Here is an 18,330-nt window from a genome sequence, read left to right as displayed (position 1 = left end):
ATCCGGATTTCATCTGGCAAAAAATATCCCGGAGCGCGAGGCAGAGCCTCGCAAAAGAGCCATCGCAATCGCGGTGAAGCTGGGTTAAGAGGGCGCTATGGCACAGATTGAATCACTCTTCGTAACCCGTCTCTACCGCGCTGCATTGTCTGAGTTTGATCCCAGGATCGACCCGGAAGAACTGGAAAACTCGTGCCTTGTCATTGCCGCGGACGATGAGGCCGGGCAGGATTGGTGTGAGGAAAACGGCTATCCCGGTTATACCAGTTATGCCTCGCTGACTGATCTGCCATGGCGGTTCCCGATCTTTGCCGATTTGGTCAAAGTGCTGGATCAGCATGTGGCGGCCTTCGCCAAGGATCTGGAATTCGATCTGGGCGAGGGAGAGTTGAAGCTCGAGGACCTCTGGATCAATATCCTGCCCGAGGGCGGCATGCACTCCAGCCACCTGCACCCGCACAGCGTGATCTCGGGCACGACGTACGTGTCGATGCCCGAGGGGGCAAGTGCGCTGAAGCTGGAAGACCCCCGCTCGGGCCGTATGATGGCGGCCCCAACGCGGATCAAAGGTGGGCGGCGCGATTTGCAGCCCTTTATCTATATGAAGCCTCAGGTCGGCGACGTGCTGCTGTGGGAAAGCTGGCTACGCCACGAGGTGCCGATGAACATGGCCGAGGAAGAGCGGATATCGGTCAGTTTCAACTATCGGTGGGACTGAACGCTCCCACCGAATACCGGCATCTTGAATGTCAGCGAACACCGTTGGTACTTCGCTCAGAATGAGCTTACGCCCTGTCAGCTGGCAGGTGAAGGCCAAGCAAATTCTGGACGAAGCGCTTCATATACCGGTCGTCCGTCATCAGGCTTGGGGTACCCTTTGCTGTCATCATAAAACGCGTGGTAAGTCGCTGCCGGAAACTGGCTGTCATCATACCCCATCACGTTGGGTACAGCCACGCGTATGCGCTTTTGCTTATCATCAAGCATCAGCGCGGCCCCGCACTCTGAACATGTGCAAAGCTCTAAAGGGCCATCGGGATTGTTGGCGTTGAATGGTTGACGGTTCATCTTATCTTCGGGGTCTGCTGACAGGTCTGAGTAGTTAAAAAACGCAACATGGGTTGTGTGCTGTCCGGTCACGGACTTACAGACATCACAATGGCATTCATGGTTGTCTATCGGTTCTGCCGCTGCGACTATCTTGACGTGTTCACATCCTCCTGAATAAGGACTGGTCATTTTCTTGCCTCCTCTGTGAACTTCAGGCTTTTGGGCCTTCTCTATTGGGCGCCGAACGCGGCCTGTTGGCAATACAGACCTTGGCCTGAGTTTGGAGGAGGAATACTTCGCGGAACCTTTGTGGTTGGCCACCTGCTCAGCGACCGGGAGCAACTTATTCCCTTGGCGTAAAGAAGACGTCAAACTTACCCTTGCCACCCACCCCCTAAACCCTTATACGACGGCATCCTGCAAGTCCCCCGGCCGAGTCGGGGGGTTCGTATGTCTATCATTCATCCACCAGGTCCAAGGTGACCCTGCAAGGGGGCCTTCTGGTGTTTTGAGCAAAGGAAAAAGGCGATGAACGCCCAAGAACTGCGTGACAAGACCCCGGACCAGCTCCGCGAGGAACTGGCCAACCTGAAGAAAGAAAGCTTTAACCTGCGCTTTCAACAGGCAACCGGTCAGCTGGAAAATACAGCTGGTATCAAAGCGGCCCGCCGCAATGCTGCCCGCGTCAAAACCATTCTGAACGAAAAGGCCGCTGCCGCGGCATCGGAGGAGTAATCCTATGCCCAAGCGTATCCTGTCCGGAGTAGTAACCAGCGACGCCAACGAGCAGACCGTGACTGTTTCGGTTGAACGCCGTTTCAAGCACCCGCTGCTGCAAAAAACCGTTCGTAAGTCCAAGAAATACCGGGCTCATGACGAAAAGAACGCCTTCAAGGTCGGCGACACTGTACGCATCATCGAATGCGCGCCGAAATCGAAGACGAAACGTTGGGAAGTTCTGGAGGCGTAAGCCCCCAGACCTTTCCATTTGTCGAAACCCTGGGGGAATTAACAAGACCAGCCCCCACAGGTCGGGAGAAACCACATGATCCAGATGCAGACCAATCTGGATGTCGCTGACAACTCCGGCGCACGCCGAGTTCAGTGCATCAAGGTCCTGGGTGGTTCCAAGCGTAAATACGCCTCCGTCGGCGACATCATTGTCGTCTCGGTGAAGGAAGCCATCCCACGCGGCCGCGTAAAGAAAGGTGACGTCCGCAAGGCCGTCGTCGTGCGCACCGCCAAGGAAGTCCGTCGCGAAGACGGCACCGCGATCCGTTTTGATCGCAACGCCGCCGTCATCCTGAACAACAACAACGAGCCAGTCGGTACCCGTATCTTTGGCCCCGTTGTTCGTGAACTGCGCGGCAAGAACTTCATGAAAATCATCTCGCTGGCTCCGGAGGTGCTGTAATCATGGCTGCTAAACTCCGCAAAGGCGACAAGGTCGTCGTGCTGGCCGGCAAGGACAAGGGCAAAGAGGGAACCATTTCCTCGGTTGACCCCAAGGCCGGTAAAGCTGTTGTCGATGGCATCAACATCGCCATCCGCCACACCCGTCAGTCGCAGAACTCGCAAGGTGGTCGCCTGCCTCAGGCAAACCCGATCGACCTGTCGAACCTGGCACTGCTGGACAAGAACGGCAAAGCAACCCGCGTTGGCTTCCGCATGGAAGGTGACAAGAAGGTGCGCTTCGCCAAGACCACAGGGGACGTGATCGATGCTTGATTCCGCAACCTACACCCCGCGTCTGAAAGCTCAGTACGTCGAAACCATCCGTGCCGCTCTGAAAGAAGAGTTCGGTTACAAGAACGACATGCAGCTGCCCAAGCTGGATAAGATCGTTCTGAACATCGGTTGTGGTGCCGAGGCCGTCAAAGACTCGAAGAAAGCAAAAGCTGCCGTCGAGGATCTGACTGCGATTGCCGGTCAAAAGGCCGTTGCAACCAAGGCGAAGAAGTCGATCGCGGGTTTCCGCGTCCGTGAAGACATGCCGCTGGGTGCGAAAGTGACCCTGCGCGGTGACCGGATGTACGAATTCCTGGATCGTCTGATCACCATCGCGCTGCCGCGCGTTCGTGACTTCCGCGGTGTAAAGCCTTCTTTCGATGGTCAGGGCAACTTTGCCATGGGCATGAAAGAGCACATCGTGTTCCCGGAAATCGATTTCGACAAGGTCGACGAGGTCTGGGGCTTGGATATCGTAATTGCCACCACAGCGAAAACCGACGCTGAAGCAAAGGCACTGTTGAAAGCGTTCAACATGCCGTTCAACGCATAAGCGCCGGGAGGATTGAGACATGGCTAAAAAAGCAATGATCGAACGCGAAAAGAAGCGCGAACGCCTGGTGGCCAAATATGCCGCAAAGCGTGCCGAGCTGAAAGAAATCGCGAATGACGAGAGCAAGCCGATGGAAGAGCGCTTCAAGGCGCGTCTGAAACTGGCGAAACTGCCGCGCAACAGCTCGGCCACTCGTCTGCACAACCGCTGTCAGCTGACAGGTCGTCCCCACGCTTACTACCGTAAGCTGAAGGTCAGCCGTATCGCGCTGCGCGAGCTGGGTTCTGCTGGTCAGATCCCCGGCATGGTGAAATCGAGCTGGTAAGGGAGACATAGATATGAATGATCCTATCGGCGATATGCTCACCCGTATCCGCAACGCGCAAATGCGCGGCAAGTCCACCGTTTCCACCCCGGCTTCCAAGCTGCGCGGTTGGGTTCTGGACGTGCTGGCGGACGAAGGCTACATCCGTGGCTATGAAAAGACGACCGGTGAAAACGGTCATCCGGCCATCGAAATCAGCCTGAAGTACTACGAAGGCACCCCTGTTATTCGCGAACTGAAGCGGGTCTCGAAGCCCGGCCGTCGCGTATACATGGGCGTCAATGACATCCCGCAGGTCCGTCAGGGACTGGGTGTGTCGATTGTCAGCACTCCGAAAGGTGTGATGTCGGACGCAAACGCTCGCTCCAACAATGTTGGCGGCGAAGTGCTCTGCACCGTCTTCTAAGGAGGTCTGCAATGTCTCGTATTGGTAAAAAGCCGGTCGAGCTGCCCAGCGGCGTTACTGCCACTGTGTCGGGTCAGACCATCGAAGTGAAAGGTCCGAAAGGCACCCGCAGCTTTACCGCCACCGACGACGTAACGTTGTCGGTTGAAGACAACGTGGTCAAGATCGACCCCCGCGGCATGTCCAAACGTGCCCGCCAGCAGTGGGGCATGAGCCGCACCATGGTTGCCAACCTGGTAACCGGTGTGACGACCGGCTTCAAAAAAGAGCTGGAGATCCAGGGTGTTGGTTACCGGGCTCAGATGCAGGGCAACACCCTGAAGCTGAACCTGGGTTACAGCCACGATGTTGATTTCACTGCTCCGGAAGGTGTCACCATCACCGCCCCGAAGCAGACCGAGATCGTTGTGGAAGGTATCGACCAGCAGCTGGTGGGCGAAACCGCGGCGAAAATCCGCGAGTGGCGCCGCCCCGAGCCTTACAAAGGCAAAGGCATCCGCTACAAGGGCGAGTTCATCTTCCGCAAGGAAGGCAAGAAGAAGTAAGGACGAACACAATGGCAAACAGCAAAAGAACCCTGTTTCTGAAGCGCCGCCTGCGCGTTCGGAACAAACTTCGCAAGGTCAACGCGGGTCGTCCGCGTTTGTCCGTACACCGTTCGAACAAGAACATCTCTGTTCAGCTGATCGACGACGTGCGTGGCGTGACCCTGGCCTCGGCATCGACCCTGGAAAAAGATCTGGGTGTAGTTGGCAAGAACAACGTCGAAGCGGCCACCAAAGTGGGCGCGGCCATCGCCGAGCGTGCCAAGAAGGCAGGCGTCGAAGAGGCCTATTTCGATCGTGGCGGCTTCCTGTTCCACGGCAAAGTGAAGGCTCTGGCCGACGCTGCGCGTGAAGGCGGCCTGAAGATCTAAGACTTGCGGGCAGCTTTGCGGCTGCCCCGATGATCCGGGGGCCTCGGCAACAGTCGGGGCTCACTTGGATTGAAGAAACGGCGCCGTATGCGCCACATGAGAAAAGGGATGCCAAATGGCAGAACGTGAAAACCGTCGGGGCCGTGGCCGCGACCGTGAAGAAGCACCGGAATTTGCAGATCGTCTGGTTGCGATCAACCGCGTGTCGAAAACCGTAAAAGGTGGTAAGCGCTTTGGCTTCGCCGCTCTGGTGGTTGTCGGCGATCAGAAAGGCCGCGTCGGCTTTGGCAAAGGTAAAGCGAAAGAAGTACCTGAAGCCATCCGTAAGGCGACCGAGCAAGCCAAGCGTCAGATGATCCGCGTGCAACTGCGCGAAGGTCGGACCCTGCACCACGACATCGAGGGCCGTCACGGCGCTGGTAAAGTGGTAATGCGCACCGCGCCTGAAGGTACTGGTATCATCGCCGGTGGTCCGATGCGTGCTGTGTTCGAAATGCTGGGCGTCAAGGACGTTGTGTCCAAATCGCTGGGCTCGCAGAACCCGTACAACATGATCCGCGCCACCATCAACGGCCTGCAGAAAGAGCAGAGCCCGCGTTCGGTTGCCGCACGTCGTGGTAAAAAAGTTGCCGACATCCTGCCCAAGCGGGACGAAGCACCGGCTGCTGAAGCCGAAGCGTAAGGAGAGCGACCCATGGCAAAAACCATCGTCGTCAAGCAGATCGGTTCTCCGATCCGCCGCCCCGCCGAACAGCGCGCAACCCTGATCGGCCTGGGCCTGAACAAGATGCACAAAACCCGTGAGCTGGAAGATACCCCTTCGGTCCGCGGCATGATCCGCAAGATCCCGCATCTGGTAGAGATCGTCGAAGAGCGCGGCTAATCCCGCAGCTTTGAAGACTTAGAAACGCCTCCGACCTCGGTCGGGGGTGTTTTTGTTTAATGGCTTGCCTGCCGGTGCCGTAAACTGATCCTCCTTCAATTCACCTTGAGCGCATGCCGCCTATGACTCGACGCATATAGTTCATGAATTGTGTGCGCTCAGGGTCATTCAAGACCTGTAATGCATCGGCATTCACGTTCTGAGCTGCCTCGTAGGCGCTGCTGCGAAGTGCTGCGGCCTTCTCGGTCAACCAAATCAATTGAGCCCTAGCGTCAGCAGGGTTTTTCGTTCTTTTGATCAAGCCATCACGTTCCATACGGTTGAGCGTGTTGGCCAATGTCGCCTGTTCGACGTCAATTTTGGTCAGCAGATCCTTTTGCGTCACACCGTCTTTGAGCCAGAGTTCCAGCAAGATTGGGAATTGTCCGACGACGATGCCAAAGGGCGCAATGCGTTGCTGCAACTCCTTTGCGAACAATCGTGCCATGTGATTAACCAGATACCCGGCCGAGTTTTCTTTTTCGAAGTCCATGTCCTAGATTTACACTTGAATAGCATGCTATGCAATTTTATATAGCTTGCTATACTTCAGAATCGAAGGGAATCGAAATGGCTCGTATCAAAGAGTTGGACACGATCGTCACGCTGGCAGATCAGATGCAGACCGAGGAAGGACCGGTGGTGCTGATCAACCTGTTTACGGTGGACGCCGAAGACGAAAAGGCGCTGCTTCGGGCATGGGCGCATGATGTGGATTTCATGAAATCGCAACCGGGATATATCTCGACCCAGCTCCATCAGGGTATCGCGGGCAGTTCGACCTTTGTGAACTACGCGATCTGGCAAAACGTGCAAAGCTTTCGCGACGCATTCACTCATCCCGAGTTCCAGCGTCGGATCGCGGACTGTCCAGCAAGCGCAGTGGCCAGGCCACATCTTCTTCGCAAGCTCGCAGTCGAAAACCACTGCGTCGCCTGACCCTCATTTGGGAGTAGCAATATGTTAAGAACCATCCACCCCATCGCCGGAGTAGTAGGCTTTCTTACGATCCTCGTATTCTGGACATCCACTTTGTACAGTGAGTTATTTGCAAACCATGCGACCGTCGCGGCAGTAAAGTCCATGATCGTCAGCGGGCTCTTTGTTCTGGTGCCTGCAATGGTGATTGTCGGTGCATCCGGGGCGACACTTGGGCGTCGTCGAAAAGATGCCCCTACGCTCACCAAAAAGAAACGGATGCCGATCATTGCTATGAACGGTCTCATCGTCCTTGTTCCAGCCGCCGTCTACCTGAGCGCAAAGGCAAACGCGGGCTCGTTTGATACCAGCTTCTATATTGTACAGATCATCGAACTGATTGCCGGGGCGACCAATCTGACACTGATGGGGCTGAGCATACGTGATGGTCGGGCGATGGCCGCCCGCAATAAAACGCGCGAAAGAAATGAAAGCGGCGTGTGATTGACGTGGCCCACGACATGTATAGCCATTCAACAGATGCATATCGGCTAGACCAAAATCTGCGTTGTTAGCGATAGCAAACGCTCCTATCTCTGCCTTGTCCAATGAAGGAACTCAAAAGGAAACGTCAGGGAATACGCCCTGATACGAGAAAGGAATACAGAGATGACAACTGCAACACTGACCCATACTGGCTTCAACTTCGGCACCCGGATCGCTGACATGGTCACACGGATCAAAACAGCCCGTGCACGTGCTGCTGAGTATCAGCGCACCTATACCGAGTTGCAGCGCCTGACCAACCGCGAACTGGATGACATCGGCATCCGCCGCTGCGACATTGCAGATATTGCGCACAAGCATGTTTACTGCTCGTGATCGCGGATATCCCAGTGCAAGACACAAAGGCGCCGCACGGCGCCTTTTCTGTTTCCGGGAGAAGCCCGCAGAACGGCCACAGAGCACCTGAACGCCCCCTCATTCTGCCGAAGTACGCTACCCCTACTGTGTGACGCTAATATCGGGTCCATGCCCCCTGCTGGATGTCGGGGGCTATGGCACCATCTCAAAGCTCGTGGCTCGACCGAACATGGCAAGGCCGCAATATGCGTAAGCGCTCTGCTGACGCGCCGGAGGCCACCGGGCCCAATGGCCGCCTGCGGTAGCTGCTGGCGCATCTCACGGCCGAAACGTCTTGAAACACACGGTGTCCGGATTGGCATTCGACACTTGAACAGGTTGATCGGGTGGTTTGTCATCTGCACCGTTATCCTCTGCACTGCGCAGTCCTGGTCACAGTGATCCACGAACCGACGGGCCACGTGCGTTGGGCCGTGCAGGCAATGCCCCTGCGGACGATTCTCGGTGTAACGGGCAGCCCAAAAGGGGACGTGGCCGGTGCATGAAACCTGGAGATACGCAGGCGCAGATCTGCCCTCGCATGGTCCAACAACGTGCCAGAAGTCTGGGCGAACCCGGACGGATCAGTCTTTCCGACCGTATGGCGACCCTTCATCAAAGAAATCGTATCCACATCGGCACGGTCCTATTTCAGGCTATCGGAAACGGAGAACGGCCCCATCTTTTTATCGGCAACCTGAAAACGGGCTCGGCGCTGACACCGCGCATTTGTTCCCAAAGCCAGACGGCGCAGAATTTCAGGGCTGAAATGAAATCGGCCCCGACGGGTGAAACCGCCGGGGCCGTGATCAGCCACTCATGTTGGGTCAAAAACCGGTGCTCAGATCGATTTCATTGCTCTTTTCCAGAACTGCACCTGACGTCCAGCCGTCTTTGCGGCGGTCAAAAAATAACGCGCTTATACGACTTGAGTGCCATGCTTTCTGTCTTCCGTTTAGCAAGTGAAGGGAGTTTCCCCGCTATGTGAGAGGCCCCCGCAGGTGCCAAGGGTATAGGGCCGCAAAGGTCCCCGGTTCAAAATATCTATGGCCCCGGAACGAATCCGAGGCCGCAAGATTGGGTGCGTGAAACTGGGTTGGCGGTGGGTGTCTAGCTAGTAAAATGAGCTTTTATTTCTTCTGCCAGCCTACTGATCAAATGGTCCTTAAAATCAGACCCCTTTGCAACTTTGTCTGTGCCGCCCGCAGCTTGAAATTCCGTCGCCACCCTGTCTATGGCCTGCTCAATATCGGCACCGGTGACTTTATCCTTCAGTTCGGCGACTTTGGTCGCAGATAATGAGGAAGATTTGGCAACCCAACCAGCAACCCAAAACAGGCAATAGAATCTCAAGTTGTTTCGGTCTGCAGCAGTAAACGTCGCTCTGGCTTTTAAGGCTACTTCAAGCCGCTTGATCAAGTCCGACGCCACCAAATAGCAATCGATAGGATATGCCTCGGAAAACAACGATCCATACACCGCGTCATCTTTGATCAGAGATGAAGGTCTTGCCCGCGCATTGTCCGGCTCTGCGCGAAGCAGAGACATCATAGTCTGCGCCAAAAGCGGAATACTCACGATCTTGGCGGCTGGCCGCCCTTGGTTTTTGTAGTAGTTTTTTCGGCGGTCATAATAGTAACCACCCATCTTAAGCGCATGCTCAATGTCTCTTTGAACCTTGTCTGTAGCTCTCAATGAAGCCGGAGGAACAGCATTCTGGCTGTTTGTAGCTTTGATAATCTGGTCTCGAACCGCTTCATCCTCCGAGGCGACGATCTTAACCATCACCATCCTGTCATCATCTTCACCACCCTCGTCAAAGTACTTGGCAATTTGAGAGCTGGTTTGCAGTCCGTTTACAATCTGTGGATTCTCGATTGTCACACCGCTTCCCGCTTGGGTGGCTTGGCTGGCAAGTATCGTTACACCGTTGTTCAACCACCAGAAGTCCACATCTTTCGGCCCTTCTAGAGTATGACTTATCTCAGAGTTTACTTCCGTTGAACCCTGGTAGTCACGGACGTTTGCATCGAACAAATCGTGACGTACGTTTGCCCCATCGTTTCTCAAAAATCGGTTGTAGTCTTTCAAAAGCGACAATACGACGTAGCCATTGTCGTCCGGCACTGCTTTGACAAACTTCAGTTCAAAAGACTGGTTGGGCTGCTGCCGTGCAAGAGCCAGTAGCTCACGCGCTCCGAGGAACGAAAAGTCGATTGAGGCTTCCTCGAACATTGCCTGCACTTCAGCGACAATCTCATCTCGCTTTAATCCGAGATTCGTATGAACTTCGCTGTCGGCGTTCATCGCGGCATAGATCATTCGGATGCTCAGGCGAGGGAACCTCGCCGCCAGCCTGCGATAAGTTGTGCGGAACAACTCCAGCGCCTCTTTAACAGTCGCGCTATATTGCGGAAGTTGGTCGTAGTCTGACGTCAGGTCTAGAAGACGGGCAAGTGATGATTTCAATCGATTTATCGGATCTTCCGAAAATCCACCAGCTGTTTTGCTTTGAATGACTACAAGTTCAATTTCTATGTTCTTTTTATAGACGTTAAAGTCGGAGTCCTCTCTTACCAAATCACCGTTAACGAAAACATAGACTGCATCAATGCCACCGTCGTGCTCGCCATCGACGATACCGTTTTCAAGTTCCTCAAATGTAAGCGAGAAGCCTTTGGTAATTTGCTCGGCAGCAAATACCTCAAAATAGTCTTGAATAGACATTTCGGGCAAACTTTCTTGCCTTCATTGATCTACAATATCGCCCAGAATTTGTTTTGCGTTCGCGGACATATATCAACCTATCAACATGAGATTGCTCTTCTATTCTCAGAATGCGAAACGAAGAGCAATGACGATAGGTTGTGCTATAGCTTCGACAGCACAACCCCGTCCATTATCAAGTTGGTTTTGGGCTTCAATATCAGCCCAACAAAAAACCCCCGCTTTCGCGGGGGCCTTTATCTCTCTCCAAAGACGGGTCCGATCAGAGACCGGTGGACACGTCGATGGTGTTACCCTCTTCCAGGGTCACATATGCTTTTTTGACGTCTTTCCGACGGCCCAGCTGGCCGCGGAACCGCTTGACCTTGCCTTTGGTCACGGTGGTGTTCACCGCTTTGACCTTCACACCAAACAGCGCCTCGACGGCCTCTTTGATCTGCGGCTTGTTGCTGTCGATCGCCACTTCAAAGACAACCGCGCCGTTTTCGGACGCCATGGTCGACTTTTCGGTGATGATCGGCTTGCGGATCACGTCGTAGTGTTCTGCCTTCGCGCTCATTTCAGACGAGCCTCCAGTGCTTCGACAGCCGCTTTGGTGAGCACCAGGGTGTCACGCTTGAGGATGTCATAAACGTTTGCACCCATCGACGGCAGGATATCCAGACCTTCGATGTTGCGCGACGCCTTCAGGAAACCTTCGTTCACGGTCGCGCCGTCGATGACCAGAGCGCGTTTCCAGCCCAGGTTTGCAACCTGTTTGGCCAGTGCGGCGGTCTTGCCTTCGGCTTCGGCGTTCTCGATCACAACCAGTTCACCTGCTTTGGCTTTGGCCGACAGAGCGTGGCGCAGGCCAAGCTTGCGGAACTTCTTCGGCAGGTCGTGGCCGTGCGAACGCGGGGTCGGGCCCTTGTAGATACCACCCTTGCGGAAGATCGGTGCGTTACGGTCACCATGGCGTGCGCCACCGGTGCCCTTCTGGCGATAGATCTTCTTGGTCGAGTAGCTGGTTTCCGAGCGGGTCTTGACCTTGTGGGTGCCGGCCTGCGCGTTGTTGCGCTGCCAACGGACCACACGGTGCAGGATGTCCGCGCGCGGCTCGAGGCCGAACAGGTCTGCATCCAGCTCGATGTCGCCGGCCTTGCCGCCGTCCAGTTTGATTACATCAAGTTTCATGCTTCACCACCTTCCGCGGATACTTCTTCCGCAGGTGCTTCGGTTGCAGCCGATTTCACAGCAGCCGGGAAAGGCAGGCCTTCCGGTGCTTTCTTCTTTACGGCGTCCTTGACGGTGACCCAGCCCGATTTCGGTCCGGGAACGGCGCCTTTGATGAAGACCAGACCACGGTCGGCGTCGGTTTTGACAACCTCGAGGTTCTGGGTGGTAACACGGGCAGCACCCATGTGACCGGCCATCTTCTTGCCTTTGAACACCTTGCCCGGGTCCTGACACTGACCGGTCGAACCGTGCGAACGGTGGCTGATCGAAACACCGTGCGAGGCGCGCAGACCACCGAAGTTGTGGCGCTTCATTGCACCGGCAAAGCCTTTACCGATCGAGGTACCCGAAACGTCAACCTTCTGACCAGCCAGGAAGTGTTCTGCCGAGATTTCGGCGCCCACTTCGATCAGGCCATCTTCGGAGACGCGGAACTCAGCCAGCTTACGCTTGGGCTCGACCTTGGCAGCGGCATAGTGACCGCGCATGGCTTTCGAGGTGCGTTTTGCCTTGGCAGCACCGGCGCCCAGCTGAACGGCGGTGTAGCCGTCTTTTTCAGCGGTCCGCTGTGCAACGACCTGCAGGTTGTCCAGGTGAAGAACGGTCACAGGGATCTGCTTGCCGTCTTCCATGAACAGGCGGGTCATGCCAACTTTTTTTGCGATAATACCAGAGCGCATTCTCATACCCTCCGATTACGACTGCAACTTGATCTCGACGTCCACACCAGCAGCGAGGTCGAGCTTCATCAGCGCGTCAACGGTCTGGGGGGTCGGATCAACGATGTCGAGCAGACGCTTGTGCGTGCGGATCTCGAACTGGTCGCGGGATTTCTTGTCAACGTGAGGGCCACGGAGAACCGTGAACTTCTCGATCTTGTTCGGCAGCGGGATCGGGCCGCGCACGTTCGCGCCGGTCCGCTTGGCAGTGTTGACGATCTCTTGCGTGCTGGCATCCAGAACGCGATAGTCAAATGCCTTCAGCCGAATACGGATGTTTTGGCTTTGCATATTAACAGCCTTTTATTCAGGCGTTGGAGTTGAGAGGAGGACAGACGCGCATCGCCAACCCTCATCGAACCCAAAAGGCGGGAATCACCCCGCCTTGACGTTCTTGTTGAGAACTCGCGCGTATTAGTGGGGTTGAGGGGGTTTGGCAAGGGGGAAATGGAACGCTCACCTGCTTATCAGAGCATAGCAGCGGCCTCATCTGGTGAGCATATCTTCAAGTGCTCAAATCCGAGCTTTCCTGAGAGCTTTTTGTCGAAGTTCTTGTCACTTGTGACGAATACATCTCGCTTGTGGTGTTCATGCGCCCAGATCATTTGTCTATCACACCAAGCATTGCGCCATTTCTTACGATACTTGTTCAACATATCATCAGAACATGGAGACACCCTTTCAATGTACTCCGACGACTTGAAATCGATATTTGCAAACAATGCCTCGTGAAACTGTCGCTCCCTTTCAACCATATCAGCACCTGCAATCAGCGCGTGATCAAAATAGCTGATGTCAAAGTACGCCATACCCAAAATGTGCGGTATATCGTTGAATCCTGATTTGGCCAGCCTCTCCTCAAATTCTCGATACGAATTCAAGTAGGAGTCACCCTCTTGTCTTTCCGAGGCACTAACGGCGACAAAAGCTGCGTCACAATGCCCTTCTCTGTGAGCGGCAACTATTTCCATTATCGAAAGACTACCGTCTCGGCTCAACTCCACGTCGATCAAACAATTTGTATCGAATGTAAATTTCGGCATCTTTTAACTCTAAAACCTATAGGTCGCCACCAATCTAAATCTGATCCACCAGTGACGGGACAGAACGCCTAGGGATTTTCTCGGACAGAAACGAAAAGCCAAAGCAAGACAATTGCTCCAAACGGGTTGATAAAAAGTGCTGCCACTTGCCAAAGCAGTCGATCTTGCCCCCGCCGCTCTGCCATATCACCCACCAGCGCAAACAATTGCCAGATCACCCAGAGTATGAAAGCAAGGAACAGCAGAGTAAGTATTGCTTCCATTGTGTACCTTCTCTCTGCTCATTCGCACCGATGTTTCTGTCATTCAAAATGTCGTCATTCAACTAATTCGATATTAAGATCCAAATTCAATTTGATTGACGCTTGCACGAGTTCTGTCAAATTTATGAACTCAAAGTAACCCCATCTCAAACCGATAAACGAAAAAGGCCGCCCCTGTGTTGGAGCGGCCTTCTTTAGTTCGATGGTGTGGGCTCTCATTGCTCTTTCAGAGCAACTGCCGCCCACCAGTCGGCAAAGCCGACTTACTCGATGATTTTCGACACGACGCCGGCGCCGACGGTGCGGCCGCCTTCGCGGATGGCGAAGCGCAGGCCGTCTTCCATCGCGATCGGAGCGATCAGCTCGACGGTGAAGCCGACGTTGTCGCCAGGCATAACCATCTCGGTGCCAGCCGCCAGGGTCACGGTGCCGGTCACGTCAGTGGTCCGGAAGTAGAACTGCGGACGGTAGTTTGCGAAGAACGGGGTGTGACGGCCGCCTTCTTCCTTGGTCAGGATATAGGCTTCGGCTTCGAACTTGGTGTGCGGTGTCACCGAACCCGGCTTACACAGAACCTGGCCACGCTCAACGCCGTCACGGTCGATACCGCGCAGCAGGGCGCCGATGTTGTCGCCCGCTTCACCGCGATCCAGCAGCTTGCGGAACATTTCAACACCGGTACAGGTGGTTTTCTGAGTGTCGCGGATGCCGACGATTTCGATCTCGTCGCCAACATTGATCACGCCACGCTCGACACGGCCGGTCACAACGGTACCACGGCCCGAGATCGAGAATACGTCTTCAACCGGCATCAGGAACGGCTTGTCGACTTCACGCTCAGGGGTGTCGATGTAGTCATCAACAGCCGCCATCAGTTCGCGGATCTTCGCTTCGCCGATTTCCGGGTTGTTGCCTTCCATCGCGGCCAGAGCCGAACCTGCAATGATCGGAATATCGTCGCCAGGGTATTCGTAGCTGGACAGCAGTTCGCGAACTTCCATCTCAACCAGTTCCAGCAGCTCTTCGTCGTCGACCTGGTCAACTTTGTTCATGAACACGACCATCTTCGGGATGCCAACCTGGCGGCCCAGCAGGATGTGCTCGCGGGTCTGCGGCATCGGGCCGTCAGCGGCGTTCACAACCAGGATCGCGCCGTCCATCTGCGCCGCACCGGTGATCATGTTCTTGACGTAGTCAGCGTGGCCGGGGCAGTCGACGTGCGCATAGTGGCGGTTGTCGGTCTCGTATTCCACGTGGGCGGTCGAGATGGTGATGCCGCGCGCTTTCTCTTCCGGCGCACCGTCGATCTGGTCATACGCTTTGAAGTCACCGAAATACTTGGTGATTGCTGCGGTCAGCGTGGTCTTGCCGTGGTCAACGTGGCCAATCGTGCCGATGTTGACGTGCGGTTTTGTACGCTCAAACTTTTCCTTTGCCATTCCTCAGGCGCCCTTTTGCGATTTGGGGGACCCTTGGTCCCGTGGTTACATCTGCGCGCGCGAGATATTTGGTTCAAAGGGGAAAATCAAGCACATCCTGAGGGAAAAGCGCTTATCCTGCCGGATTTTGCGTGACCTCGACAGATTCCAACGGCTGGATAAGGTCCGGCCGTTTGTCAAACCAGCCGTTTTCCTTGTGCTCTTCAGCCAGCCATTCCTCGACACGGTCGGCTATCTTGAGGGCCAGACCGCTCATCTGTTCTTCTTTTGTGCGCTCATGCCCCGATCCTTTGAGGGCACTTCCGCCGGTGGTGTCTTCCAGCACCTGGAATTGCTTACCCTTGGCCAGAAACTCTTTTTTCTTCACGTCATAGACGTTGACCAACACAATCGCAGTGCTTTTTGGGTTGTAGATCACAGGGATCCCCGGCGGGGCCAGCATGTAACCCTCGAGGCTGATGCCAAGGTCATATTCCTGTGAGCCTTCGTAACGCCCCAAACGAATATCAACCGCGTTCTGGATCGCTTTTGTCCATTCGTCAGGTGTGGCGTCCCGCGATACAGGTCCCTGAACGGCCTTGTCCGCAAAGGCATAATTCACACGAAGCTTAAATTCTCCGAGGGATTCAGGCGGCTCATACACCTGTGTCTGTGTGCAAGCGGCCATCAGGGCCAGTCCGGTGATCAGCGTCAGAATGCGCAACATGTGTCGTCTCGATAGGCCTGTTTTTTGTTGATCTAGCGCACCGATACGGGTTGTGCAAAGCCGCATCGGCGGAAATTCACCCGCGCAGCAGCGCGATTACGAAAACTTATAGTCGCGCGGGAAGCCATAGGGCGGTTTTTTCCCGACACTGGCGCGTTTTGCCAGCCATTGCGTCATATCCGCCTCATGTCGGGTCTTGTCGCCGCCCATGGACCATTTGAGACCGTCTTCCCAGTTGAACGTCGTGATGTCGGACAAGCCCCCATCCAGTTCAAGCGTTCCCTGACGGCCCCGCGCCATATTGTATTTCTGCAAACGCACGCCCTTGCCGCGACCCATCTCTGGCAGTTCTTCCGTGGGGAAGACCAGGAATTTGCCGTTTTGGGACACGACAGCGACATGATCGCCTTCCACAGGCTTACAGATCATGGCCGTCTCATCACCCTTGACGTTCAGCACTTGTTTGCCGTTGCGCGTCTGCGCCAGCACGTCATCTTCCGGCACCATAAAGCCGTTGCCCGCGTCCGAGGCCACCAGCAGCTTGCGCCCCGGCTTGTGGATCAGGATGTCGATGATCTGCGCCTCGTTGGGCAAATCCACCATCAGGCGCAAGGGCTCGCCCATGCCGCGCCCGCCAGGCAGGTTGGCTGCGCTGACAGTATAGAATCGGCCATTCGAGGCAAAGACCAGCAACCGGTCGGTCGTTTCCGCGTGGAAGATGAAACGCGGGCCGTCGCCGTCCTTGAACTTCAACTCTCGCTTCAGGTCGATATGGCCGGTCATGGCGCGAATCCAGCCCATCTGCGAGCAGACGACCGTGATCGGTTCCTTGTCGATCATCGCCTCAAGCGGAACTTCCTCGACCTGCCCCGCCTCGGCAAACCGGGTGCGGCGCGCACCGCCTTCATAATCTTTGCCAAAGGTCTTTTTCGTCTCTTTCAATTGCTCGGCAATCTTGGCCCATTGCAGGGCGGGGTCGGCCAGCAGATCTTCGAGATTGGCGCGTTCTTCCATCAGCGCGTCGCGTTCGCGAACCAGCTCCATCTCTTCCAGACGGCGCAAGGAGCGCAGGCGCATATTGAGGATGGCGTCGACCTGAACTTCCGACAGCTCGCCCTCGCCCGGCTTAGGCGTGACGTAGTCAGATTCGTCGGTGGCGCGAACGTGGTCGATGCCCCAATCCTCGCGCATCAGCGCGGCCTTGGGGTCGTCGTCATAACGGATGATGTCGATCACACGGTCGAGGTTCAGGAAGGCGACGATAAAGCCTTCGAGCACTTCCAACCGGTGGTCGATCTTGGCCATGCGGTGACGCGAGCGGCGCAGCAGCACCTCTTGCCGGTGATCGAGGAAGGCTCGCAAAACTTCCTTCATCGAACAGACCTTGGGCGTCACCCCATCGATCAGCACGTTCATGTTCAGGCTGAACCGCACCTCGAGGTCCGAGTTGCGGTATAACATGCCCATCAGCACCTCGGGGTCCACGTTCTTGGAGCGTGGCTCGAGGATCAGACGGATATCGTCGGCGGATTCGTCGCGCACATCTGCGAGGATCGGGATTTTCTTGGTCTGGATCAGTTCCGCGATCTTTTCGATCAGCTTGGATTTCTGAACCTGATAGGGAATCTCGGTGACCACGATCTGCCACTGGCCACGGCCCAGATCCTCGACCTCGAACTTGCAGCGCAGTCGGAACGAGCCGCGCCCGGTGCGATAGGCTTGCGCGATGTTCTCGGGCGGTTCGACGATCACGCCACCGGTCGGAAAATCCGGGCCGGGGACATAGTTCAGCAACGTGTCGTCCCGCGCGTCCGGTGTTTTGATCAGGTGCAGGCAGGCGTCGCAAAGCTCCGAGATGTTGTGCGGCGGGATGTTCGTGGCCATGCCGACGGCGATACCGCTGGCGCCGTTTGCCAAAAGATTCGGAAACTGCGCAGGCAGCACCACAGGTTCGGTCAGCGTGCCATCATAGTTGTCGCGGAAATCCACGGCGTCTTCGTTCAGACCTTCCAGCAGCGCCTCGGCCACGATGGTCATCCGCGCCTCGGTATATCGCGAGGCCGCCGGATTGTCGCCGTCGATATTCCCGAAATTCCCCTGCCCGTCGACCAGCGGGTAACGCACGTTGAAGTCCTGCGCCAGGCGCGCCATTGCGTCGTAAATCGCGGCGTCGCCATGCGGGTGGTAATTACCCATCACGTCGCCGGAAATCTTGGCGGATTTGCGAAAACCTCCGGTTGCGCTGAGTCGCAGCTCTCTCATCGCAAAGAGGATTCGCCGGTGCACCGGCTTCAATCCGTCCCGCGCGTCCGGCAGGGCGCGGTGCATGATTGTGGACAGCGCATAGGTCAGGTAACGCTCGCCTATCGCGCGGCGCAGCGGTTCTGCAACCTCACCCCCGTGGTCGGGGGCCTCCATGTTGGGGTCGTCGATCGTATCGTTCATATATGATGTGATACGACGCAAGAACGCCTTGGTAAAGCAAGCAACGCGTATT

28 protein-coding genes are annotated in these 18,330 nt (G+C 55.8%); 16 read left to right on the top strand and 12 right to left on the bottom strand.

Going from position 1 to position 18,330, the window contains the following annotated elements; all coding sequences use genetic code 11:
* The first annotated feature begins 97 nt into the window (after positions 1 to 97).
* Positions 98 to 718 carry a 2OG-Fe(II) oxygenase family protein gene (locus I9184_RS17825; RefSeq protein WP_171725088.1) on the top strand — a complete coding sequence of 207 codons (621 nt, stop codon included), beginning with the start codon at positions 98 to 100 and terminating at the stop codon, positions 716 to 718.
* Between the two features lie 77 nt (positions 719 to 795).
* Here I9184_RS17825 and I9184_RS17820 read toward each other — a convergent pair whose 3' ends face one another.
* Positions 796 to 1,239, bottom strand: coding sequence for a GFA family protein (locus I9184_RS17820; protein WP_209835310.1), 444 nt, complete (start codon positions 1,237 to 1,239; stop codon positions 796 to 798).
* A gap of 339 nt (positions 1,240 to 1,578) precedes the next feature.
* Here I9184_RS17820 and rpmC point away from each other — a divergent pair, with 339 nt between their 5' ends.
* The 11 genes from rpmC (at position 1,579) to rpmD (ending at position 5,861) form a co-directional block, all read left to right on the top strand.
* Positions 1,579 to 1,785, top strand: a complete 207-nt coding sequence (gene rpmC / locus I9184_RS17815; protein WP_010437082.1) for a 50S ribosomal protein L29 — start codon at positions 1,579 to 1,581, stop codon at positions 1,783 to 1,785.
* Between the two features lie 4 nt (positions 1,786 to 1,789).
* Positions 1,790 to 2,020: a 30S ribosomal protein S17 gene (rpsQ, locus tag I9184_RS17810; protein ID WP_171638085.1), complete on the top strand. Its 231-nt coding sequence runs from the start codon at positions 1,790 to 1,792 to the stop codon at positions 2,018 to 2,020.
* 75 nt (positions 2,021 to 2,095) lie between these two features.
* Positions 2,096 to 2,464: a 50S ribosomal protein L14 gene (gene rplN, locus I9184_RS17805; RefSeq protein ID WP_008757934.1), complete on the top strand. Its 369-nt coding sequence runs from the start codon at positions 2,096 to 2,098 to the stop codon at positions 2,462 to 2,464.
* A gap of 2 nt (positions 2,465 to 2,466) precedes the next feature.
* Entirely contained in the window at positions 2,467 to 2,778 is a 312-nt protein-coding gene (gene rplX, locus I9184_RS17800; RefSeq protein WP_152459159.1) for a 50S ribosomal protein L24, read from the top strand.
* A complete protein-coding gene (rplE, locus tag I9184_RS17795) occupies positions 2,771 to 3,331 on the top strand; it encodes a 50S ribosomal protein L5 (RefSeq protein ID WP_171638087.1) in 561 nt (186 codons plus the stop codon). Before rplX ends, rplE begins: the two co-directional genes overlap by 8 nt.
* Before the next feature lie 19 nt (positions 3,332 to 3,350).
* On the top strand, positions 3,351 to 3,656 hold the full coding sequence (gene rpsN / locus I9184_RS17790) for a 30S ribosomal protein S14 (protein ID WP_010437098.1): 306 nt from the start codon (positions 3,351 to 3,353) through the stop codon (positions 3,654 to 3,656).
* 13 nt (positions 3,657 to 3,669) lie between these two features.
* Positions 3,670 to 4,062, top strand: coding sequence for a 30S ribosomal protein S8 (rpsH, locus tag I9184_RS17785; RefSeq protein WP_068340741.1), 393 nt, complete (start codon positions 3,670 to 3,672; stop codon positions 4,060 to 4,062).
* Between the two features lie 11 nt (positions 4,063 to 4,073).
* A complete protein-coding gene (gene rplF / locus I9184_RS17780) occupies positions 4,074 to 4,607 on the top strand; it encodes a 50S ribosomal protein L6 (RefSeq protein ID WP_152459161.1) in 534 nt (177 codons plus the stop codon).
* Positions 4,608 to 4,618: 11 nt separating this feature from the next.
* Positions 4,619 to 4,978: a 50S ribosomal protein L18 gene (gene rplR / locus I9184_RS17775; protein ID WP_058283506.1), complete on the top strand. Its 360-nt coding sequence runs from the start codon at positions 4,619 to 4,621 to the stop codon at positions 4,976 to 4,978.
* Between the two features lie 115 nt (positions 4,979 to 5,093).
* The gene (rpsE, locus tag I9184_RS17770; protein WP_170328768.1) at positions 5,094 to 5,660 is read left to right on the top strand and encodes a 30S ribosomal protein S5; all 567 of its coding nucleotides are present in this window, start codon (positions 5,094 to 5,096) and stop codon (positions 5,658 to 5,660) included.
* A 12-nt stretch (positions 5,661 to 5,672) separates the two neighbouring features.
* Positions 5,673 to 5,861 (top strand): 50S ribosomal protein L30, encoded by a 189-nt coding sequence (rpmD, locus tag I9184_RS17765; protein WP_050605831.1) that lies wholly within the window; start codon positions 5,673 to 5,675, stop codon positions 5,859 to 5,861.
* Between the two features lie 100 nt (positions 5,862 to 5,961).
* Here the strand turns inward: rpmD and I9184_RS17760 are convergent, their stop codons facing one another.
* The gene (locus tag I9184_RS17760) at positions 5,962 to 6,393 is read right to left on the bottom strand and encodes a MarR family winged helix-turn-helix transcriptional regulator (protein ID WP_171638089.1); all 432 of its coding nucleotides are present in this window, start codon (positions 6,391 to 6,393) and stop codon (positions 5,962 to 5,964) included.
* A gap of 77 nt (positions 6,394 to 6,470) precedes the next feature.
* On the opposite strand from I9184_RS17760, the gene I9184_RS17755 reads away from it, so the two are divergent.
* The 4 genes from I9184_RS17755 to I9184_RS17740 all read left to right on the top strand — a co-directional run bounded on the left by I9184_RS17755 (position 6,471) and on the right by I9184_RS17740 (position 8,709).
* Entirely contained in the window at positions 6,471 to 6,839 is a 369-nt protein-coding gene (locus I9184_RS17755) for an antibiotic biosynthesis monooxygenase family protein (RefSeq protein WP_209835309.1), read from the top strand.
* Between the two features lie 21 nt (positions 6,840 to 6,860).
* Positions 6,861 to 7,322 (top strand): hypothetical protein, encoded by a 462-nt coding sequence (locus I9184_RS17750; RefSeq protein WP_209835308.1) that lies wholly within the window; start codon positions 6,861 to 6,863, stop codon positions 7,320 to 7,322.
* A gap of 165 nt (positions 7,323 to 7,487) precedes the next feature.
* The gene (locus I9184_RS17745; protein WP_171638095.1) at positions 7,488 to 7,700 is read left to right on the top strand and encodes a DUF1127 domain-containing protein; all 213 of its coding nucleotides are present in this window, start codon (positions 7,488 to 7,490) and stop codon (positions 7,698 to 7,700) included.
* A gap of 523 nt (positions 7,701 to 8,223) precedes the next feature.
* The gene (locus I9184_RS17740) at positions 8,224 to 8,709 is read left to right on the top strand and encodes a hypothetical protein (RefSeq protein WP_209835307.1); all 486 of its coding nucleotides are present in this window, start codon (positions 8,224 to 8,226) and stop codon (positions 8,707 to 8,709) included.
* Between the two features lie 122 nt (positions 8,710 to 8,831).
* Here the strand turns inward: I9184_RS17740 and I9184_RS17735 are convergent, their stop codons facing one another.
* The 10 genes from I9184_RS17735 to parC form a co-directional block, all read right to left on the bottom strand.
* On the bottom strand, positions 8,832 to 10,448 hold the full coding sequence (locus tag I9184_RS17735) for an AIPR family protein (RefSeq protein WP_209835306.1): 1,617 nt from the start codon (positions 10,446 to 10,448) through the stop codon (positions 8,832 to 8,834).
* Positions 10,449 to 10,710: 262 nt separating this feature from the next.
* Positions 10,711 to 11,007, bottom strand: a complete 297-nt coding sequence (locus I9184_RS17730) for a 50S ribosomal protein L23 (RefSeq protein WP_008757532.1) — start codon at positions 11,005 to 11,007, stop codon at positions 10,711 to 10,713.
* Positions 11,004 to 11,621 carry a 50S ribosomal protein L4 gene (gene rplD, locus I9184_RS17725; protein WP_171638100.1) on the bottom strand — a complete coding sequence of 206 codons (618 nt, stop codon included), beginning with the start codon at positions 11,619 to 11,621 and terminating at the stop codon, positions 11,004 to 11,006. The genes I9184_RS17730 and rplD overlap by 4 nt, the downstream gene beginning before the upstream one ends.
* A complete protein-coding gene (rplC, locus tag I9184_RS17720; RefSeq protein WP_171638102.1) occupies positions 11,618 to 12,343 on the bottom strand; it encodes a 50S ribosomal protein L3 in 726 nt (241 codons plus the stop codon). Before rplC ends, rplD begins: the two co-directional genes overlap by 4 nt.
* A gap of 15 nt (positions 12,344 to 12,358) precedes the next feature.
* Entirely contained in the window at positions 12,359 to 12,673 is a 315-nt protein-coding gene (gene rpsJ, locus I9184_RS17715) for a 30S ribosomal protein S10 (RefSeq protein ID WP_008756422.1), read from the bottom strand.
* Positions 12,674 to 12,849: 176 nt separating this feature from the next.
* Positions 12,850 to 13,425, bottom strand: a complete 576-nt coding sequence (locus I9184_RS17710) for a hypothetical protein (protein ID WP_209835305.1) — start codon at positions 13,423 to 13,425, stop codon at positions 12,850 to 12,852.
* A gap of 68 nt (positions 13,426 to 13,493) precedes the next feature.
* Positions 13,494 to 13,688 (bottom strand): hypothetical protein, encoded by a 195-nt coding sequence (locus I9184_RS17705; RefSeq protein ID WP_209835304.1) that lies wholly within the window; start codon positions 13,686 to 13,688, stop codon positions 13,494 to 13,496.
* Between the two features lie 263 nt (positions 13,689 to 13,951).
* On the bottom strand, positions 13,952 to 15,127 hold the full coding sequence (gene tuf, locus I9184_RS17700; protein WP_171725214.1) for an elongation factor Tu: 1,176 nt from the start codon (positions 15,125 to 15,127) through the stop codon (positions 13,952 to 13,954).
* A 112-nt stretch (positions 15,128 to 15,239) separates the two neighbouring features.
* A complete protein-coding gene (locus I9184_RS17695) occupies positions 15,240 to 15,833 on the bottom strand; it encodes a hypothetical protein (RefSeq protein ID WP_171637519.1) in 594 nt (197 codons plus the stop codon).
* A gap of 96 nt (positions 15,834 to 15,929) precedes the next feature.
* On the bottom strand, positions 15,930 to 18,278 hold the full coding sequence (gene parC / locus I9184_RS17690; RefSeq protein ID WP_171724866.1) for a DNA topoisomerase IV subunit A: 2,349 nt from the start codon (positions 18,276 to 18,278) through the stop codon (positions 15,930 to 15,932).
* Between the last annotated feature and the right edge of the window lie 52 nt (positions 18,279 to 18,330).

The organism is Ruegeria sp. HKCCE3926, from assembly GCF_017872515.1.
GTDB lineage: Bacteria > Pseudomonadota > Alphaproteobacteria > Rhodobacterales > Rhodobacteraceae > Ruegeria.
The sequence above is the reverse complement of the archived record's forward strand: the minus strand, read 5'-3'. Positions and strand labels throughout refer to the sequence as shown.

Bases quoted from the DNA above. Each gene is read 5' to 3' on its own strand.
- I9184_RS17825 (WP_171725088.1), top strand. From the start codon at position 98: ATGGCACAGATTGAATCACTCTTCGTAACCCGTCTCTACCGCGCTGCA.
- I9184_RS17820 (WP_209835310.1), bottom strand. From the start codon at position 1,239: ATGACCAGTCCTTATTCAGGAGGATGTGAACACGTCAAGATAGTCGCA.
- rpmC (WP_010437082.1), top strand. From the start codon at position 1,579: ATGAACGCCCAAGAACTGCGTGACAAGACCCCGGACCAGCTCCGCGAG.
- rpsQ (WP_171638085.1), top strand. From the start codon at position 1,790: ATGCCCAAGCGTATCCTGTCCGGAGTAGTAACCAGCGACGCCAACGAG.
- rplN (WP_008757934.1), top strand. From the start codon at position 2,096: ATGATCCAGATGCAGACCAATCTGGATGTCGCTGACAACTCCGGCGCA.
- rplX (WP_152459159.1), top strand. From the start codon at position 2,467: ATGGCTGCTAAACTCCGCAAAGGCGACAAGGTCGTCGTGCTGGCCGGC.
- rplE (WP_171638087.1), top strand. From the start codon at position 2,771: ATGCTTGATTCCGCAACCTACACCCCGCGTCTGAAAGCTCAGTACGTC.
- rpsN (WP_010437098.1), top strand. From the start codon at position 3,351: ATGGCTAAAAAAGCAATGATCGAACGCGAAAAGAAGCGCGAACGCCTG.
- rpsH (WP_068340741.1), top strand. From the start codon at position 3,670: ATGAATGATCCTATCGGCGATATGCTCACCCGTATCCGCAACGCGCAA.
- rplF (WP_152459161.1), top strand. From the start codon at position 4,074: ATGTCTCGTATTGGTAAAAAGCCGGTCGAGCTGCCCAGCGGCGTTACT.
- rplR (WP_058283506.1), top strand. From the start codon at position 4,619: ATGGCAAACAGCAAAAGAACCCTGTTTCTGAAGCGCCGCCTGCGCGTT.
- rpsE (WP_170328768.1), top strand. From the start codon at position 5,094: ATGGCAGAACGTGAAAACCGTCGGGGCCGTGGCCGCGACCGTGAAGAA.
- rpmD (WP_050605831.1), top strand. From the start codon at position 5,673: ATGGCAAAAACCATCGTCGTCAAGCAGATCGGTTCTCCGATCCGCCGC.
- I9184_RS17760 (WP_171638089.1), bottom strand. From the start codon at position 6,393: ATGGACTTCGAAAAAGAAAACTCGGCCGGGTATCTGGTTAATCACATG.
- I9184_RS17755 (WP_209835309.1), top strand. From the start codon at position 6,471: ATGGCTCGTATCAAAGAGTTGGACACGATCGTCACGCTGGCAGATCAG.
- I9184_RS17750 (WP_209835308.1), top strand. From the start codon at position 6,861: ATGTTAAGAACCATCCACCCCATCGCCGGAGTAGTAGGCTTTCTTACG.
- I9184_RS17745 (WP_171638095.1), top strand. From the start codon at position 7,488: ATGACAACTGCAACACTGACCCATACTGGCTTCAACTTCGGCACCCGG.
- I9184_RS17740 (WP_209835307.1), top strand. From the start codon at position 8,224: ATGAAACCTGGAGATACGCAGGCGCAGATCTGCCCTCGCATGGTCCAA.
- I9184_RS17735 (WP_209835306.1), bottom strand. From the start codon at position 10,448: ATGTCTATTCAAGACTATTTTGAGGTATTTGCTGCCGAGCAAATTACC.
- I9184_RS17730 (WP_008757532.1), bottom strand. From the start codon at position 11,007: ATGAGCGCGAAGGCAGAACACTACGACGTGATCCGCAAGCCGATCATC.
- rplD (WP_171638100.1), bottom strand. From the start codon at position 11,621: ATGAAACTTGATGTAATCAAACTGGACGGCGGCAAGGCCGGCGACATC.
- rplC (WP_171638102.1), bottom strand. From the start codon at position 12,343: ATGCGCTCTGGTATTATCGCAAAAAAAGTTGGCATGACCCGCCTGTTC.
- rpsJ (WP_008756422.1), bottom strand. From the start codon at position 12,673: ATGCAAAGCCAAAACATCCGTATTCGGCTGAAGGCATTTGACTATCGC.
- I9184_RS17710 (WP_209835305.1), bottom strand. From the start codon at position 13,425: ATGCCGAAATTTACATTCGATACAAATTGTTTGATCGACGTGGAGTTG.
- I9184_RS17705 (WP_209835304.1), bottom strand. From the start codon at position 13,688: ATGGAAGCAATACTTACTCTGCTGTTCCTTGCTTTCATACTCTGGGTG.
- tuf (WP_171725214.1), bottom strand. From the start codon at position 15,127: ATGGCAAAGGAAAAGTTTGAGCGTACAAAACCGCACGTCAACATCGGC.
- I9184_RS17695 (WP_171637519.1), bottom strand. From the start codon at position 15,833: ATGTTGCGCATTCTGACGCTGATCACCGGACTGGCCCTGATGGCCGCT.
- parC (WP_171724866.1), bottom strand. From the start codon at position 18,278: ATGAACGATACGATCGACGACCCCAACATGGAGGCCCCCGACCACGGG.